Below are 16,632 nucleotides of genomic sequence, written 5' to 3' on the forward strand. Positions count from 1 at the left end.
AATTGCTTGGCCGCGTTTATTACAATGATAAAGGAGATCCTGAGCGTATATCAGGCACTGCTATTGACGTGACCACTCAGATCGTTGCCAGGCAAAAGCTGCATGAAGAACAACAACATGCGCAACTATTACTTAATTCGATACCCGCTATTGCCTGGACAAATGAACCAAATGGTGAGGTGAACTTTTATAATCAACGGTGGTATGACTATACAGGATTGACATTCGAAGAAACCAAAGCGTGGGGTTGGCGGGAGGTCATCCATCCAGATGATCTTCAATATAATCTTGAAACCTATGCGGAGATACTATCCGGAGAGACAGGCGGTAGCTTTGAAGTTCGGGAAAAAAATGCAGACGGCCTTTACCGGTGGCATTTAGTAAATATTGAGCCTATCAAAGATGGGGCCGGGAAAATAGTCCAATGGATCGGCACAGCGACAGATATCCAGCGGCTTAAAGAGCTGGAAAAGCAGAAAGATGAATTCATCTCGATAGCCAGTCATGAATTGAAAACACCACTTACCAGTGTAAAGGCTTTTAATCAGATGATGCTAAGAACGGACGATCAAAAAACACTTATCGGACTTGCTTCACGGTCAAATGACCATATTCGTCGTTTGGAAAAACTGATCAAAGACCTGCTTGATGTATCGCGTATCACATCAGGCAAACTTAACTACGATATGCAAGACGTCGATATTGAAAAGATCTTGACGGAAAGCATTGAGAGCATCCAGATAACGACTCAAAAGCACCGGATCATACTCAATAGTTGCGATAAGATCACATTTCAGGGTGATCCCAACCGGTTGGAGCAGGTCATGAACAATCTGCTTAATAATGCGATCAAATACTCGCCTCAAGGTGGCGACATCACTGTTGCCTGTTCCTTGGATGATTCTGGTATAGTTGTCTCAGTAACAGATGAAGGAATCGGCATTGAAAAACAGCATCTGCATAAATTGTTCGACAGATATTACCGTATTGATAATACAGCAATGCGTTTCAGCGGACTCGGACTGGGCCTGTATATTACTTCCGAGATCATCAAACGCCACAACGGAAGCATGTGGATCGAAAGTGAATATGGTAAAGGTTCTATATTTTCTTTCCGCCTTCCGATATTACAAACAGACAAAGTGGAAGTGGATGTGGACGATCACTTCCGAGACGCTTCGATAACCATCAGCTATGACGCCGTCAGGCATTGGGTGATCTGCGTTTGGCATGGTTACCAAAACATCGTCACTGTTAAGCGTTCCTGCCTGCGTCTCTTAGCTATGGCGACGAAATTCAAAGTAACCAAGATCCTTGCGGATAACACTTTTGTAGAGGGCAGCTGGACAGATGCGACCGACTGGGTAGGGAAGGAGTTTTATCCTTTAATGGATACTGCCGGTATACGGCAATTAGCCTGGGTTCATTCCAAAAGCGCCTTCAGCCAGCTAGCTGCTGAACGGACAATAGATATGGTTGTGGGTGCGGTGGTAACTAAGTTTTTTGATTCAGTGCGATCAGCAGAGATCTGGTTGGAAAGATAAATAATATACTTAACAATATTGGTTTTCGTTGGTAGCTGTTGTAGGCCTCGGTTATTATCTATCCCATTTTTCCGCAAGTTACCGTCTGCTCAGTTGAGCGATCTGTTCTGAGCTGATATTAAATGTCTGCTGCAACAATTGCGCAACCTTTCCATCTGGATCGATCGGATGAACCATTTTGGGTTTAACCTTCCGATAGGTGATGGAGACCCTTCGACCAGTAAGATTCCAGAAACGCTGTGTTATAGCCGACAACTTCCGAATTTAAGGCTGATAAGGTAAAACATCCTTTATGGTCGAGCCCTGTGGATTTGACTATGAGCGAATCCTGTTGGCGCTTAAGGGTTACTGTAGCCACCTCAGCCATTTTACCCGTTTCGTCCTTCATCTGGCCGGTTATTTTACCGGAAGTAGATTGGGCATAGCTAAAAGACGGGGCAAAGTTTAGCCCGGCAGCTATTAAAATAGCCGTGATCAATATTTTCATAGGTTCTTTTTACTTCTTTTCGCTTTCTTATATTTAAGCCATTGGCGCCAGACAAATACGACCAGGCCGATTCCAATAATGATGGCGGTGATAACTAGCGCCGCCTGCAGCTTGAATTCCCGGTAGGTGGCGTAGTTTTCGTTTTGCAGGGAATTAGGTTTGAGGTAAATGATGCCTTGCTGGTTATCCAGGATTACGTTGAACTGGTTCAGCACCTCATTACCGATCAGGCTCTGTTTGCCGTTCGGATGCTGCGGGTCGTTGGCATTGGTGACAATCTCCCGGAACACCCGGTTGCCGATCCTTACCTCTGGAATCACGACGATCTTCTTGTTGCCGAGGGTAAGGATGGACCGGTACTGATCCCATAAGCCATATTGGGCGGTAAAATCTTCGCCGATCAGCATCGTGCCGTCCCGGCCGGTATCAAAAAGGAAATGGAAAGGATAATACCTGCTACCGATCTTGACGTTTATTTCAAAAAGGGGACGCTGCTGATAATAGGTGACGTCATACGCGCTGTAACCGGCGGTGTTTTTAGACAGACTGTCTGAGAGGATGACGATCTTCTTTTCATAATCGATCTCCACGATCTTATCGCGAAAAAGCGTATTGCCGATGATCATATCTTCACCCTCAGCCAGGTTACGTACCTGAACGATAGGAACTTTTTGCCATTTTAACCGGCCGAGCTCCAGCGTATTACTGCTGCCGCTTGGTTCGCTGTTAGTACCGCTGGTATTCTGTACCCTGATCTTATCGTCGAACCTGATGCCTGACCTGGCTGCGGCCTGACTGTTGATACAGGTCATACCGGCACCAAGGTCGAACATGATATTGAAGTCTTTGCGGCCGTTCAGTTTGCCCTTAAAATAGATACGGCTATTCTTCATGGTGAAGGGGATGGTATCTATAACTGTTTTTCCCTCATGAGGTAGCGCACCGTCATAATTGGCAGATATGCGGGTCAGGCAACTGTCTTTGCCGTTCAGCAGGACCACAAAATCATAGATCTTGCCAAAAGACGGGACAAAAGAGATCGAATCCCGGTCACTGATAAAGGTGACCTTCCGGTTCCCCCGCGGTACCTGCACGAAATACACATCCGGTTTGGTCTGCGGGTTCAGGTGCCAGCTGTTTTTACTCAGTTGACGGCCATCACGGATGCTGATATCGGCAACGCCGGAACGGATAACCGGTAGTTTGTTTTGGGCATTTGCGGCGTTTAGTTGGAACATGGCGATGCCAAGCGTTAGCAATAACGCGAAGAATTGTCGTATTTTCATTGGGGTTATTTTTTGGGTTTCTCTTTAGCCAGCGAAACGATGTGATCGCGGATCGCTTTGTAATCCAGCTTAAGCCGGACAAGTTGCGCCGCGTTGTTGGCGCGTTTGGAGGCGCTGATCTTCAGTTCCCTTCCGTTGGCGTGAACGCTGCAGTAACTACCATCGTTGAATCTGAGCTGGAGCTGATCCTGAATATCTCCGCTCCGGCTTGCTGACTGCGCAGCCCAGGTTTCCAGCTTTTGGGTGATGTTGACAGCATTGCGCAGGGGGTACTTCGCCTGCAGCGTAAGATCGGCATCACTTTCCGAGACGGTAACTGTCGTGCGGTAGGGGCCGTCATGCTCTTTATCCAGCAATAGTTTACCGGTAAGGCCCACAACTAAGCAAACAAGGCAAACAAACAGCCAAGTGGGGAATCTTTTCATTGTCCGCTCTTTTTGGGTTTGCTGATCAGGTAATAAGCCAGCAGGCCGGCTGCCAGGCTAAAGCTCATAATGACCGCTGAATTCAGGCCCAGTGGCTGGTTATAATAACAAATGCTTAACCCGATCCCTGCTGCCAGCAGCAGGCAGCACCATTGCAGGGCGTTTTGACGCATGGAATCGGCGGGGGGCAGCATCCGGGTGATCACTTCTTCACTGGCATCTTTTTCCAACAAGGTCCGGCGCAGCCGGTCACCCAGGAAAAGCCGCACCAGCGCGAGTAAAAAACTGGAGGCGATATAAATGACCAGCAGTATTGCTAAGGCATTGAGCGTAAACAGGACCGTTTCGTTTCCGGCCGCTGCCGTATCTGCTGACGGGTTAGCACTGGCGATCAAACCGGCGAGCAGCAGTGGTATAAGGCTAACTATTTTTTTCATGTTTATGAATGACAGGGAATAAGACCGGCGAGGGTCATTCCGGTTGCAAGAAATTAAGCATTTAAAAAAGTGTCCATTTTACGCCGGTGATCTTTATAAGTGATCAGTAGCTGCAGGACCAGTAAAACCAGCGCCGGAATGACCGCCAGATAAACCAGCGGCGATGGCAGGCTGTCCCATAGGCTACTCAGCCGGTTGTAGGCCACCGCGATGGCGCCAATGATCGAGAGACCGCCAAGGATGCCGGCGACCGTTGGGAGCCAGTAATAAGGTGCTTTCCTGACCGGTAATGCCGCCATGACCTGCGCTGCCAGGTCAAAATCGAAAGCCGGGGATGCCGTGTGTGCAAGGCCAGTTTCGATAGCGCTGTAATTTTCAACCTTTAGCCGGCAATCCGCGCATTGGTTGAGGTGCCGCTGGATCAAACCACTTCGTAGTTCCGGATTTTCCGCAGCCTGCTGCAGCTCTTCGTCGTTCAAATGTCCACTTTTCATAGTTCTCCGAGTTGTTTTTGCTTTAATAAGATCTGTTTCAACTGCTGGCGCGCCCGGAATAAATGGCTTTTTAAAGTACCTCCGGGTAAACAGGTGATGACACTGATCTCGTCCAGATTCAATTCTTCCTGGTAATACAACCCGATGATCGTTTGCTGGATCAACGGTAGTTGCTGTAGTGCCCGGGTTATCGTGCCCGCCAGCTCGCCGGCAAATAACCTGGCTTCCGTCTCATTTTCCCCGCTCTGACCAGCATCCGCCAACTGCACCAGCGGGTCGTCCTGTTGATCATCAAAGAAGGTTTCCAGTAGGACCGGGCGCTTCTTTTCCAGCTGATGCAAACAGGTATGATAAGCGATCTGCCCGATCCAGGTGCTCAGTTTCGACTGAAACCTGAAATTCGGCAAGCTGCTGTAGGCTTTTAAGTAAACTTCCTGGGCAATGTCTTTCCGGTCTTCAGCTACCGGGATCATTTTGAATACCAGTTGCGTAACCAGTTTCTCGGTATGTTTGATCAATAAGTGAAACGCATACCTGTCCCCGCCCAGTATCTTTTTTACCAGTTGCTCCTCTGCATATGGAAATTCATATTTCGTGCTCAATATTTTATTAGACCGCTTAGGTAGCGGACGGTTGCAATTATTTTTAACAATGCAATGTCTTTTCGCTAAATTCTGTGACAAATGTCAATGTCATTTGACTTCTTTTTAAGCGTGCATCGCTTGTTATTTTTGTTCCGGTACCTGACAAACAGGACCGTAAATAAAAACATACACATAAAAAGATATGAAAGCGCAAAAAAATAATGCTACGCCAATTTATTTCCAGGATACGAGCCTTGCCAAATGGATAAGAGACCGAGAAGTTTCCCCTGTTGAGATCATGAAAGCGGATCTGGACCGAATCCAATTACGCTGTTGTCACGATTGCAGGCAGCGCCATGGACCAGGCTAAAAAAGCGAAGGCCGCTGTTATGCCCGGCTATGCCTTAAGACCGTTACACTTTCCTGGTCGGTGATCCACTAATTTTCTACACCGAAGCGAAGGGTATGGTCCGTTCCATCAGGACGAAATCTGTAAAGCCTGAAACAGCCACTTGTAATTAAACAATTGCTTTGCCAAACTTCACCTTCGTGGAGTATGGATTGTCATTTGCGTATTTTTTTCGCTACTGGCCGCCGGGACCAGCCGGAGTTCTTCAGCTGAGAACGCACACCACTGACTTAAGTAGTTTTCATACACAGCCTACAGGCATTGTAAAAATATAATGTAAAAATGCTTAATAGCTATTTACTTTATAAGGCCCTTAACTGCCTCAATATATTTTTAGTGATCTCCTTCCGGGCATTACCGAAATTCGAATTGACCCCGGCACGGGGTTTGATTAATCGTGTTGCAAAGAAAAAGACGTTGTCTTTGCACTCGACATAACCGACCCACCAGCCCAGGTCGCGGTTACCGGTCTTGGTCCAGCCAGTCTTGGACCGGATCGTATAATTAAGTGTTTTTTCCGTGATCATGACCTTTTTCAGGATGTCGATACTTCGTTTGGAGAAAGGCAGCTTTCCTTCGTAGACCTTGATCAGGAATTCCACCTGGTTACGGGGGGAGATACCGAAGGTGCCGAAATTCCAGAAATCGTCACCTTTTTCGGTCAGGTCATGGTTGCCATAGCCACAGGCGTCGAGGTAATGTTGGTAAATATTGCGGTTGATCTTTTTGGCCAGTTCGACAAAGGCCCAGCCGGCCGAAACTTCGAAGGCTTCTTTGACGCTAATATCATGATAGATCTCGGGGCGGTAACCGTATTTGACGGTATCGGTGCTGCCCGGCCATTTGACGATCTCGTTTTCATCTTTGATCGTGCCGGCCTCTAGCGCGATCAGGATATTGACGACCTTAAAGGTCGAAGCCGGTAACATGGCCACACCAGCATCTGCCTGGTCTGAAAAAAGCCATTTTTTGTTCTTATAGTCATATATCGTTGTACTTCCTTTCAGTTTATAGTCGCGGAAAGGTTCCATCAGGTCGACCTGGGCCTGAATTGGCAGGAGCCATTGGGAAATAGCGTTTATAAATGCCTGCTGCCGGTCCACATACAGGTAATGTGCGGCGCTGTCGAGATAAAGCAGGTGATCCTTGCCGGTCAGGGTGCGTAAAGCGGCGATCTGTTTCGGGGTATATAAACCGTCATCCTTACCATAGATCCCAAATAAGCGGATGCCTTTTGCGGGGAGCGTTTTTAAAATGGGCATCATATTCAGCATGGAATAATGCTCGTGTCGCCACAATGCCTTACTGGCACGGCTGCTGGTATCCACGGGTAAACGCGTCAGCAGCGTGTCGGTCTTGACAGCAGCATAAAGCTCCTGCGCCAGGGGATTTGGATGCGGCGTATGGAAAAAACCGTTCAAGGACGCTTGCTTAAAGCAGCCTGTTCGGAAGGCGTAAGATCCACGATCCAGCGAACGCAATTCATTTAGCTGGCGCAATCCTGCGCTATCACTCTTCGTACGGTAAATAGCATCACAACGGTTGATGATGGTCTGGTAAGTTTCGGGTAAGGAAAGCAGCGCGCTGGTCAATAGCAGGGATTTCACTTTCTCCGGGTATTTTTGGGCGTATAAAGTGCTCACTACCCCTCCGAAACTGAAGGCGATCAGGTGCGCTTTTTTTAAATGATATTTACGGTAGACAGCGTTCAGATCATTAAAGGTTTGTTGGAAGGTGTACAGTGCATGGGTATCTACGGAGCGGCCCTCACCGCGCCGGTCGTAGAAAACCACATAAAAACCCTTATTTGCCAGCTTTTTAGCTGTCGTGGCTTCGAAGGTGGCTGAATTGCTGCCAGGTCCACCATGTATAAAAATAAGCGCCTCATTTTTAGGGTTGCCTATCGCTTTGCTGTAAAGCATTTGTGCCTGGGCATAGCTACTCGCGGAAAATATATAGCATAAGATAAAGTATTTGATGCGTTTCATCAGATCATTCGTTGTGTTTCTTTATGTACAACAGCATTCCCTCCAGCATTGGTTCTTTAAGCTGAAGATCAGGCTCCAGGACCCGCGCTGACCGGTCGCCGTTCGGCCGGACGATAAAAGCTTTGGGATAACTGACTTCCATTCCCGTATGCGGCAGTTTAAATTCATGGATGGCGGCATAGGTGGTCGGTACATCCGAAGTCCTTTCGCCAGCCAGCAAACCCCAATGGTAATCCTGTATCGTTGCCGCGGTGGTTACAGCATTTGAATAAGAATAGCGGTCGATCAGTACATACACTTTTCCGCTGTAGCGAAGGCTGTCTGGTACAGGTTGATGCTTGATAATCTTCGTTTGAAATATCGTACCGTCCGGCTGGGTCATTATTTGTTGTTTCAAGGCGGCCAGCGCGGTGTCCGTAACATCTCGCCAAAAAGATTTGGTCAGCGCACTAGTTTTGACCGAAAAGCTGGAACAGAACGAAAAGGGTTGCCTGGCGAAGTAGGCCAGCATATGGTCACTGAAAGAATTATCGCCGCCTGGATTGCCGCGCAGATCGATGATCAATTGCGTCGTTCCGGCCCGCCTTACCTGCCGAAAGGCGCTGTCAATGAAACGCACGAATGAAGAATTTTCGAAGGTTCGGTGATCGGAGGTGTTCTCATCGGATTCGGTGTTCATAAAGGCGCCCGGATGCAGATAAGCGACTTTGCCTATCCACTTAAACTCCCTGCCGGAATGGAAGATCGATTTTTTTTTGCCGGCATGCTCTTCCAGTTTTTTAGCTGGAATGCCAGCCAGGAGGATTTCATAGCTTGATCTGTCCGGTCGTTTCAAGCGCAGTTTGAAGTGGTCTGCACGCCCGAACACCAGCCAGTAGAGCCGGGAAAAATTGTACAGGTCGATGAGTGTATTTTTAAAGGCTTTATTCTCACCGGACAAGTAATTATAGAGCTGATCTAGGGTGTAAAGCGTCGGCCTGGAATTGATCGTGATGATCTCGTCACCGGCTTTGATAGTAGGATCTTTGCTGTAATTATCGGTTACGTATACCTGCTCATGGTTGACAGCGATATCGAGCGGAAATACTTTGCCGCCTTGCTTCAGGTAGTCGAGATAGGCCGGACGGAACGGAAAAGCAATGCTGCAATGAGCCAGGCCGGAAAGTGCGATGAAGGGCTGGAACAGTCGGTTGACCTCGATCAACGACATATGGTCCTTGATCTTGCCTTCAAGCTCCCGGTAGGCTTGGTCATATTCCTTTTTAGGGGTATTGACAAACAAGTTATAATGGTTTTGCTGAAGCGTTGTATACAGGTAATGAAAGTCTTCCCGGACTTCCTTAGCGGCGTAAAACGCGGGTTGCTTTGCCTGCTGGCAATTGCCATACGGAGAGCCGGTAAAGAGCAGGTAGAAAAAGAAGACGTTGAACGATCGCTTGTTAAGCTTGTGGGTTATCTTCATAAGGTAAGGTTATTTAAGTCTTTGATTCAATTTATGCCATTATTCTGCTTGCGTTTCTTCAAGGTTCATTAGACCGCTAACTTAGGGGACGGTTGCAATAATTTTGAAAAGTTTTCGATTAGGCCTTGATCATTTTAACAGAGCTTGCAGCGCTTTTTGAGAATCCTCGTTTTTCGGATTGAGTGCCAGTGATCGCCGGTACATCAGGATGGCTTCCTGCTTTTTGCCGCTGCCGGCGAGGGCTTCGGCATAACTGTTAAAAACGTTGTCGCTGAGCGGGTACAGCAGGCAATTTACCTTGAGTGCTTCCAGGCCCTCCGCCTGGTGCCTGGAGGCTATTAAGGCATAACCAAGGTTATTGATATCATCCTCCGTCAAATTATAGTTCGCGGTATCTGGTTTAAAGCTTTGCAATAAGGTCATGCCATGATCCATACCGCCCTCCAGCAGCGCCCGCCCGTAGATCCGGGACAAGTTCTTTTTGTTGGGCACCAGCGGCTGGTTATTCAGGATATGCAGGGCATTCAGCGCAGTTTTGTATATCCCTTCGCTGCCGGTATTATCCAATAGGATCACCGTTTGTTTGCGGTCAGTGTTGCGTAGTAAGATGGTTACCGCGCCTTGCATCCCGCCGGCATGCCAGCTGGTTTTCCCCGCTGACTGATCTTTGAAAATGAACCAGCCCAGGCCGTCGAGCGCTTTGCCCATACCGCCGATATTCATCCAGACGGTATTATCGGAACCGTCTTTTAATTTGTCAGGCGTGGTGGCCAGATCGATGGTGGACTTTTTCAACAGCAGCCCTTTATAGAGTGCCTGATCCAATTTCAGCAGATCGCCGGTGGTGCTCACGATATTGCTATGCCCAAAGCTTTGTTCCGTGTAGTCTGGCTTGTTCAGGTCCACCCGGATGCGGACCGGTGAATACCGTGTTTCATAGTCGTAATTGTTGGCCTTGGCTGCTTTAGCTGAAATGCCGGGCATTTTCAGATAGGTGTCTTTCATGTTTGCCGGTACCCAGATATGGTGCCTCAAATAGTTTTCAAAGGGCTGCCCGGAGGTTTTTTCAACGAGTGTAGCCAGCAGCTCATAACCCAGGTTGCAATACCACCATTTCTGTCCCGGTGCGAGTTTCAGTTTGACCCTCGCACTGGCAATGATCGGCACAAAGTCCTGATTCGCGGGGCGGCGTTTACTTTTAGTTTCGAAATCGGTGAAAGCGGCATCCAGGTCTTGGTCTGACAATCCCGAGGTATGGGAAAGTAAACCGCGTATCGTAATGTCTTTATAAGGAAATGCTGGGAAGTATTTGCTGAAGGGATCATCCAGTTTCAATCTGCCTTTTTCGTACTGCTGCAAGACGGCTAAAGCGGTGAACACTTTAGACAAGGAGGCCAGTTGGAATCCGGTAGACCTGTCATTAAGGCGTTGCTGCTCAAAGTCAGCGTAGCCGAAGGATTTTTGATAAATAATTCTGCCATCCTCCGCCACGAGGACATTGCCGTTGAACATTTGCCGGTCCGTAGTTACTTTGAACAGGCTGTCCAGGCGGGTCGCCAGGCTTTGCGCCATAACTCCGAGCGTGCACATCATCACGGAGGCCAGAAATATGAGTTTCTTTTTCATTTGGCAAAGCTAAAGTGGTGTAGACCGCAAAAATAGAACGGATTTAGCCGCTTAGAATTTTTTGAACTTTTTGGGCAGCATCCCGGTAGCATCCTTGAAACTGCGGATAAAGTGGCTCTGGTCGGCAAACCCGCAGGTATAGCAAATCTCTGACAAGCTGTACCTTCCGTTGCGGATCATGGCCAGGGCATGCTGCGCTTTAAGCTTGCGCATATAAGCACCCAGCGTACAGCCGAAATAGCGGTGAAAGTATTTGGAAAGGGTAACCGGGTGTACTTCACACGCGGCCGCCAGTTCGGACAATGTGGGCCACTGATCCCATTGATCATTCAATAACTCCCTTAGGCGGATCAGCCAGTCCGGAGTTGATCTGCCCGCGTCCTGGGTAAAGCTTAAGAGCAGCAGGTGGAGGCTGTCCGGTGTAGCGGGGTTCTTGAAGATGGTTTCGTGGAACAGCCGGGTAAATTCCAGCGACGTCAGCCGTCCGGCGCTTAAAGCCCGGGCGATGTGCTGTTCTGTTATGCCGTATTCACTAAAAAAACTATTGTCAATCTCCATGTTGAGGTTACGCGAAGGAAATAGGGTATGATCGTTCCGGTGCAGTTCCTGGCTATGGTAAAAAATAACCTGTCCGGCCAACAGGGCTTTTTCGCTTTTACTGCGCTTTTCCAGGTTGCCGCCATTCAGTACAAGGGTTAGGTGCGCACGTTCATGCGCGTGCCAGCCGTTGAAGACTTTTTCTTTGTAGGCGGTGTCGATGAAGCTGAGCGCGCTCTGGCTAGGATACTGCCGGTTGGTTCCTAAGTATTGTCCTTTTTCGAGGTTGATCATGACTGTTTCCTAGGTTAAAGGTACGGATTTGGCCGGGATTATTTGACGCGACTGCTATGAAGCAGTGTATCGGTAATTTTTCAGCGGTTACTGTCTATGTCAAATCGTAGATAGAACCGAGTCAGTAAGTCGTTGTAGGTTTTCAGGACGAATTTTGTCCGTTTTCCAGATGATCAGTTTGTTAAAGGATTGTGGTGATATGGAGCGATAGACAATTACCACGGACAGGGCCAAGGCGAGCAACGAATACACCACGGTGATCCTGCTTATACGGGGCCTTTCGGGCTGATCTCATACTTGCAAACCCTGACCTAATTTTGATTTCAGACTGAACCTGGGAAGTATTTCCTTATTGAAGGACGCAGCAGCAATTCCTAAGTTGATTAAGATGTTAAAGATTGCCAAACAGCCGCAGTTTAAGCACGATATTTTTAATGATTTTGAGGATCGGCTACTAAACGCATTTCACAATATCGGTATACAATCTTCTGATAATTATAAAGCAGTTAAAGTTGCTATCGAAAAGTTATCGTAGACAATAAGGGTAGTGTCGCGAATGTAAATTCCTTTATTTTTACTGTTGTACAAATGGAAGTGGAGATTCTGTTGAACTTGACCACTATGTTCCGGAACAAAGTTCATACGCACGGGTGTGCCGTGCATGGCACTTTCTAACGTTAGATCGTTGTAAAAGTCTTGTAGTATCATGATTAGATCTTCCTGTACATCCCAATCAGGCTAACATAAACGCAGTTCCGAAACATTTGGTCAGGCGAAAAATCAATCCTAATTTCTTTCGCGATCAATTCACCCAGGCTGTCCATTCATCACCATCAAACATGGCCTCACCTGAAATAAATGCGGATAGGCAGGCGATATAGTGCCTAAGTACACGGCATTAGCAGTTGTCTCTGCTATTCTGCCTCCCTATTGCCATCCGATCCTTCTAATTTGAATTGGCAAAATACTTGTAAAGTTCTTTGCCCTATACGTTACTATAGTGCGACCATAATTAACAACAAGCCACTTGGGCAGAGACGAGCAAGCGCATTTATTTAATAAAATATTGCTTAATAAAATAGTAACTGACACCAATCTTATATAACCTATTGCTTGGTCGGCTTTGCTTTTACTAGTGTTTGATGTATTTACTGCCAACCTCGGTTAGTATTCCTTCAATCAAACTATACAAGAAATGAACATTAGCGCTTATTAAGAAGAATAACAAATCTACTTTGTCCATTTAAAATATAGCAATTTATTTAGTGCTTAATCGGTGTAGTGACGATAATAAATAGTGTTATTTGTATGCCGCCGTATACAAATAAACACTGAAGATAGAGCACTAAGCATCGTCCAGATTTTGTAAATTACATTTGGATATTTGACTGACGTTCAATAAGTTTAACAATTATTCGACTTATCACTTATCATGGCAACAAAAAGCGAGAATGCCTTCCGCTTCCTATCGCTCAAAGATCTACTTGACGCTAGGGAAGCCTTCCACGTCCACTTGATGAACAAGGAAAACGTCATCGGGACAGCCGTAGGCAAATACCGCAGGCGAAGCAGTGGCAACCCCGCTGGCGCGAAAACGCTCGACAATACTTATATCGACGATTCCTCCTGGCCCTGCCTATTAGTATTCGTGGAAAAATGGCTGACACCGGAAGAGTTCCGCCGATCACCTGTGCTCGACGGCTTTATCCCCTCCACCGTATACCTCCCGGACGGGCGCGAAGTACCTGTTTGCGTCATCGAAGCGTCCAGCTGTGATGCCAGTACCGACCTGGTCAGCCCCGAAGAACTGGCCTTTCCATCCGACTATATTGGCGGCGGCTACCCGCTCGTCATCCAGTCACAGGGCGTGGAGCGCATCGCTTCCATCGGCTGTATCGTTTCCGACGGGCACAGTTATTACGCACTAACCAACCGTCATGTCACCGGGCCCGCCGGCACCACCGTTTATACGAAACTCAAAGGCACACTGGTGCCTATTGGCAAAAGCGCTGGCAAACAGGTCGGCAATGTATTCTTTGAAAAGGTATACGAGGGCTGGCGCTCCGCAAACCTCGTTGTCAACGCAGACGTCGGCCTCATTGAAATCACTGACCTGAACTTCTGGAAGACTGATATTTTCGGTCTGGGTGAACTCGGCAAACTGGTTGATCTGAACACCAGCAACCTCAGCCTAAACCTGATCGGATCGCCGGCCGAGGCTTATGGCTGCATTTCCGGCCACCTGCGGGGCGAGATCGCCGCCTTATTCTACCGCTACAAGTCGGTGGGCGGCCTAGAATATGTCTGCGATTTCCTGATCGGACCCGGCGACAAGGTCGTCGGACTCGATACCCGTCACGGCGACTCAGGCACGATCTGGACCATTCCTATTACCGAACCTGCGGGCAAGGTCTACCGGCCGCTCGCTGTGCAATGGGGCCAGCACTGTTTTGTCAGCGGCGGTCAGGCCCGTAAACATACTTACGCACTAGCGACCTGCCTGTCTAACGTGCTCCGCCTGCTGGAAGTCGACATCGTGGCCGGCTGGAACACCGAGGCGGACTATACCTGGGGGGAACTCGGGCATTACACGATCGCCAACCTGGCGACGAGCCTGGTCAAGAACATAGAGTTGAAAACCTTGCTGCAAAATCACCTCAGCCTAATTACCTTCGAACAAGGCATTTTAAAAAAGGATACCAGCGTTAAAAAAGCGCGTCAGCAGATCAGCTATACGCCGCTGGCCGATGTCCCCGACCTGGTCTGGAAGATCCGGGGCGGCGAATACCAGCGTCCGCTGGAAAACCCCAACCACTTCGCAGATATGGACAAAACCGATTCCAAAGGCCAGACGCTGCTGGAGCTATGTTCAGGCAGTGGGCAGGACATGCAATACCTGACCCCGCAGGATTGGCTCAGCTATTATGCCGACCCTGATGTCAAAGATCCCAGCAAAGGGATCTTACCTTTCCGGGCCTGGCAGATCTTCCTCAAGATGGTAGAATTTGCCGGCAAAGGCGACCGCGCCGCTTACCTGGCGGCGGCCGGCATCCTGGCACACTATATCGGCGACGCTTGCCAACCCCTGCACATTTCCTATATGTTCAATGGAAAGCCGTCAACGGGCGGCAAATCGGGAGAAGGTGTGCACGAGGCTTTCGAGGCTAAACTGGTCAACCGTTACAATGATGAGATCATGACAGCTGCCCAGGCGCTGGCCGCCCGTGCTGAACTCATCACCCTCCGCTCGGGAAAGGAAGCTGCAGCAGCTACCGTCCAATTAATGAAAGATACCTTTGAGACCATCGCGCCGGAAGAGATCGTCGATGCCTACATCGCTTCACCACAGGATTTTGTCACCAGCTTTTATGCCTCCACCGGCAAAACCGTGCTGCCCAAATTGTTCAGCGCCGGGGCGACCACCCTGGCGTCGCTATGGAACAGTGCCTGGACACTCGGGCGCGGTTCTCAAAATATCACCAATCTCGCCGGCATTACCGGCGACGATGTGAAAGTCCTTTACGAAAGACCCGATTTTTTACCCTCAGTGAATATTCATGAGATCAACGGTTACCTGGACTAACTGGCTGGGATTTGGCTTGCTGGTTCTTTTTTATTTGCTGGTTTGCAGCTATGAAAATGAATGCCCCGAAAAAAAATTCAGCAAACGACTGGACGACAGTACCTTCCTCGGGTTTATTTCCAAATTCTTTCCGACAGACACGGCAGTTATTAAGCTTGCTTCCGATAGCCTGGTAAAAGGTCATTGGATGACGGTCTATAAAACGAACGGGGAGATCAGTACCGCAACGGCGGACACTTTGCGGAGTGCCGATCAGGAGCTCATACGTATCTTCTGGCCGCCGATATCCATATCCGGAAAAGAAGTCCATTCGCTGAGCGAGCAGGAGGATAGCAGGGGCGGCTATCAGGAACCAGCTAGAGGATTCTTCTACAGTCATGTATTTTTGAATGGCGATAAGTTGGCGGGTGAACCACAAAATGAGGTGGTCCTATTTGACAAGGCGCATTTCAACCGCTCTTTCACGTTGGACTTGAAGCATTCCGGTCAGCCGGCTTTATCATTTTATGGGACGTACTTCAACGATGACTGCAATGTACTCGTCAGGGACTCCCTGAAAGGCGGGCTGATCTTTAACAGCTGTGCACTCCGGCATGGCATTTACCTGAAAGCTACGGAGGCCGGTAACCGCCAACCGGCAGATTTTATGAAAAAAGCGGGCTATATGCAGTATCAGCAATTTAAAGGTTCTTTAACGTTGCGCAATTGTATTTTGGACAGCACGTTAGACTTGTCCGGGGCTACCTTTCTTCCCAATGCAGAACTACGGGTTTACAATACGAATCTGCCACAGGAAATTGACCTTTCCAACGTCACCGCCGATCGCCTCGACATCTCGAACTTTGAAAATAAAGACGGCCGTGTTTGCGACCTCATCTTGGACGGCAGTATGATCAAGGACCTCAATTTTGAGTATGACCACTTCAGGCTAGTCAGCAAAAGCACCAACAAGGAAGAGGTGTTAAGCGTTTATCAAAAGACGCTCAATTACCTCAAGAACAATGGCTATACCAGCAGCTTTAAAAAGCTGGACATCGAATACCGGCGCAAACAGGTCGAACTGGACACCCTGCGGGGCACCCGGGCCGGGACCTTCTCATCCTGGATATATGACCGCTATCGTTTTGATGTTTTCGTTGACCGGTTAAGCGACCTGTGGTGGAAATACGGCTACGAAAAGTGGCGCATCCTGCCCTGGTCAGTCTTGCTGATCTTACTGTTTACGGGTTACAACCTGCAGATTTTCGAACGGCTCCAGGAATTGTACTACGTTGAAAAATTAGACCCCAAAAATATTAAATACCACCACCGGGCTTTCGCCCGCCAATTTACCTACTGGTGATTTTGCCTGGTCTATACCAGCTTCATTTTTTTCAAAGTGAATTTTGATTTTAAGAACATGTCCTTTCAGAAACGTTTCATGGTGACCTTCCTTGTCCAGTATGTTATTGGTCTGGTTTGTACCGGCTTTATCAT

General features: G+C 48.3%; 13 protein-coding genes. 3 read left to right on the forward strand and 10 right to left on the reverse strand.

The window, feature by feature from the left end; translation table 11 throughout:
* The first annotated feature begins 2 nt into the window (after positions 1–2).
* Positions 3–1,544 (forward strand): sensor histidine kinase, encoded by a 1,542-nt coding sequence (locus PQ461_RS08895; protein ID WP_274303420.1) that lies wholly within the window; start codon positions 3–5, stop codon positions 1,542–1,544.
* A 184-nt stretch (positions 1,545–1,728) separates the two neighbouring features.
* On the opposite strand, the gene PQ461_RS08900 is transcribed toward PQ461_RS08895, so the two are convergent.
* The 10 genes from PQ461_RS08900 to PQ461_RS08945 form a co-directional block, all read right to left on the reverse strand.
* A complete protein-coding gene (locus tag PQ461_RS08900; protein WP_274303423.1) occupies positions 1,729–2,031 on the reverse strand; it encodes a hypothetical protein in 303 nt (100 codons plus the stop codon).
* Positions 2,028–3,317 carry a pepsin/retropepsin-like aspartic protease family protein gene (locus PQ461_RS08905; protein ID WP_274303425.1) on the reverse strand — a complete coding sequence of 430 codons (1,290 nt, stop codon included), beginning with the start codon at positions 3,315–3,317 and terminating at the stop codon, positions 2,028–2,030. The genes PQ461_RS08900 and PQ461_RS08905 overlap by 4 nt, the downstream gene beginning before the upstream one ends.
* A 5-nt stretch (positions 3,318–3,322) precedes the next feature.
* Positions 3,323–3,742 (reverse strand): hypothetical protein, encoded by a 420-nt coding sequence (locus PQ461_RS08910; protein WP_274303427.1) that lies wholly within the window; start codon positions 3,740–3,742, stop codon positions 3,323–3,325.
* Positions 3,739–4,179: a hypothetical protein gene (locus PQ461_RS08915; protein WP_274303429.1), complete on the reverse strand. Its 441-nt coding sequence runs from the start codon at positions 4,177–4,179 to the stop codon at positions 3,739–3,741. Before PQ461_RS08915 ends, PQ461_RS08910 begins: the two co-directional genes overlap by 4 nt.
* A 53-nt stretch (positions 4,180–4,232) precedes the next feature.
* Entirely contained in the window at positions 4,233–4,673 is a 441-nt protein-coding gene (locus tag PQ461_RS08920) for an anti-sigma factor (RefSeq protein ID WP_274303431.1), read from the reverse strand.
* Complete coding sequence (locus PQ461_RS08925; RefSeq protein ID WP_274303433.1) at positions 4,670–5,275, reverse strand: RNA polymerase sigma factor; 606 nt, start codon at positions 5,273–5,275, stop codon at positions 4,670–4,672. Before PQ461_RS08925 ends, PQ461_RS08920 begins: the two co-directional genes overlap by 4 nt.
* A gap of 693 nt (positions 5,276–5,968) precedes the next feature.
* On the reverse strand, positions 5,969–7,654 hold the full coding sequence (locus tag PQ461_RS08930) for an alpha/beta fold hydrolase (protein ID WP_274303434.1): 1,686 nt from the start codon (positions 7,652–7,654) through the stop codon (positions 5,969–5,971).
* 4 nt (positions 7,655–7,658) lie between these two features.
* Positions 7,659–9,116, reverse strand: a complete 1,458-nt coding sequence (locus PQ461_RS08935; protein ID WP_274303435.1) for a S41 family peptidase — start codon at positions 9,114–9,116, stop codon at positions 7,659–7,661.
* Between the two features lie 129 nt (positions 9,117–9,245).
* Positions 9,246–10,742 (reverse strand): serine hydrolase domain-containing protein, encoded by a 1,497-nt coding sequence (locus PQ461_RS08940; RefSeq protein ID WP_274303438.1) that lies wholly within the window; start codon positions 10,740–10,742, stop codon positions 9,246–9,248.
* Between the two features lie 51 nt (positions 10,743–10,793).
* Positions 10,794–11,573: a helix-turn-helix domain-containing protein gene (locus tag PQ461_RS08945; RefSeq protein WP_274303440.1), complete on the reverse strand. Its 780-nt coding sequence runs from the start codon at positions 11,571–11,573 to the stop codon at positions 10,794–10,796.
* Between the two features lie 1,432 nt (positions 11,574–13,005).
* Here PQ461_RS08945 and PQ461_RS08950 point away from each other — a divergent pair.
* Together PQ461_RS08950 and PQ461_RS08955 are read left to right on the forward strand one after the other, a co-directional pair.
* The gene (locus PQ461_RS08950) at positions 13,006–15,156 is read left to right on the forward strand and encodes a Nal1-like putative serine protease (RefSeq protein ID WP_274303441.1); all 2,151 of its coding nucleotides are present in this window, start codon (positions 13,006–13,008) and stop codon (positions 15,154–15,156) included.
* On the forward strand, positions 15,131–16,498 hold the full coding sequence (locus PQ461_RS08955) for a hypothetical protein (protein ID WP_274303442.1): 1,368 nt from the start codon (positions 15,131–15,133) through the stop codon (positions 16,496–16,498). The genes PQ461_RS08950 and PQ461_RS08955 overlap by 26 nt, the downstream gene beginning before the upstream one ends.
* Positions 16,499–16,632 lie beyond the last annotated feature (134 nt).

The sequence above is a fragment of the Mucilaginibacter sp. KACC 22063 genome, assembly GCF_028736115.1.
Taxonomy (GTDB): domain Bacteria; phylum Bacteroidota; class Bacteroidia; order Sphingobacteriales; family Sphingobacteriaceae; genus Mucilaginibacter.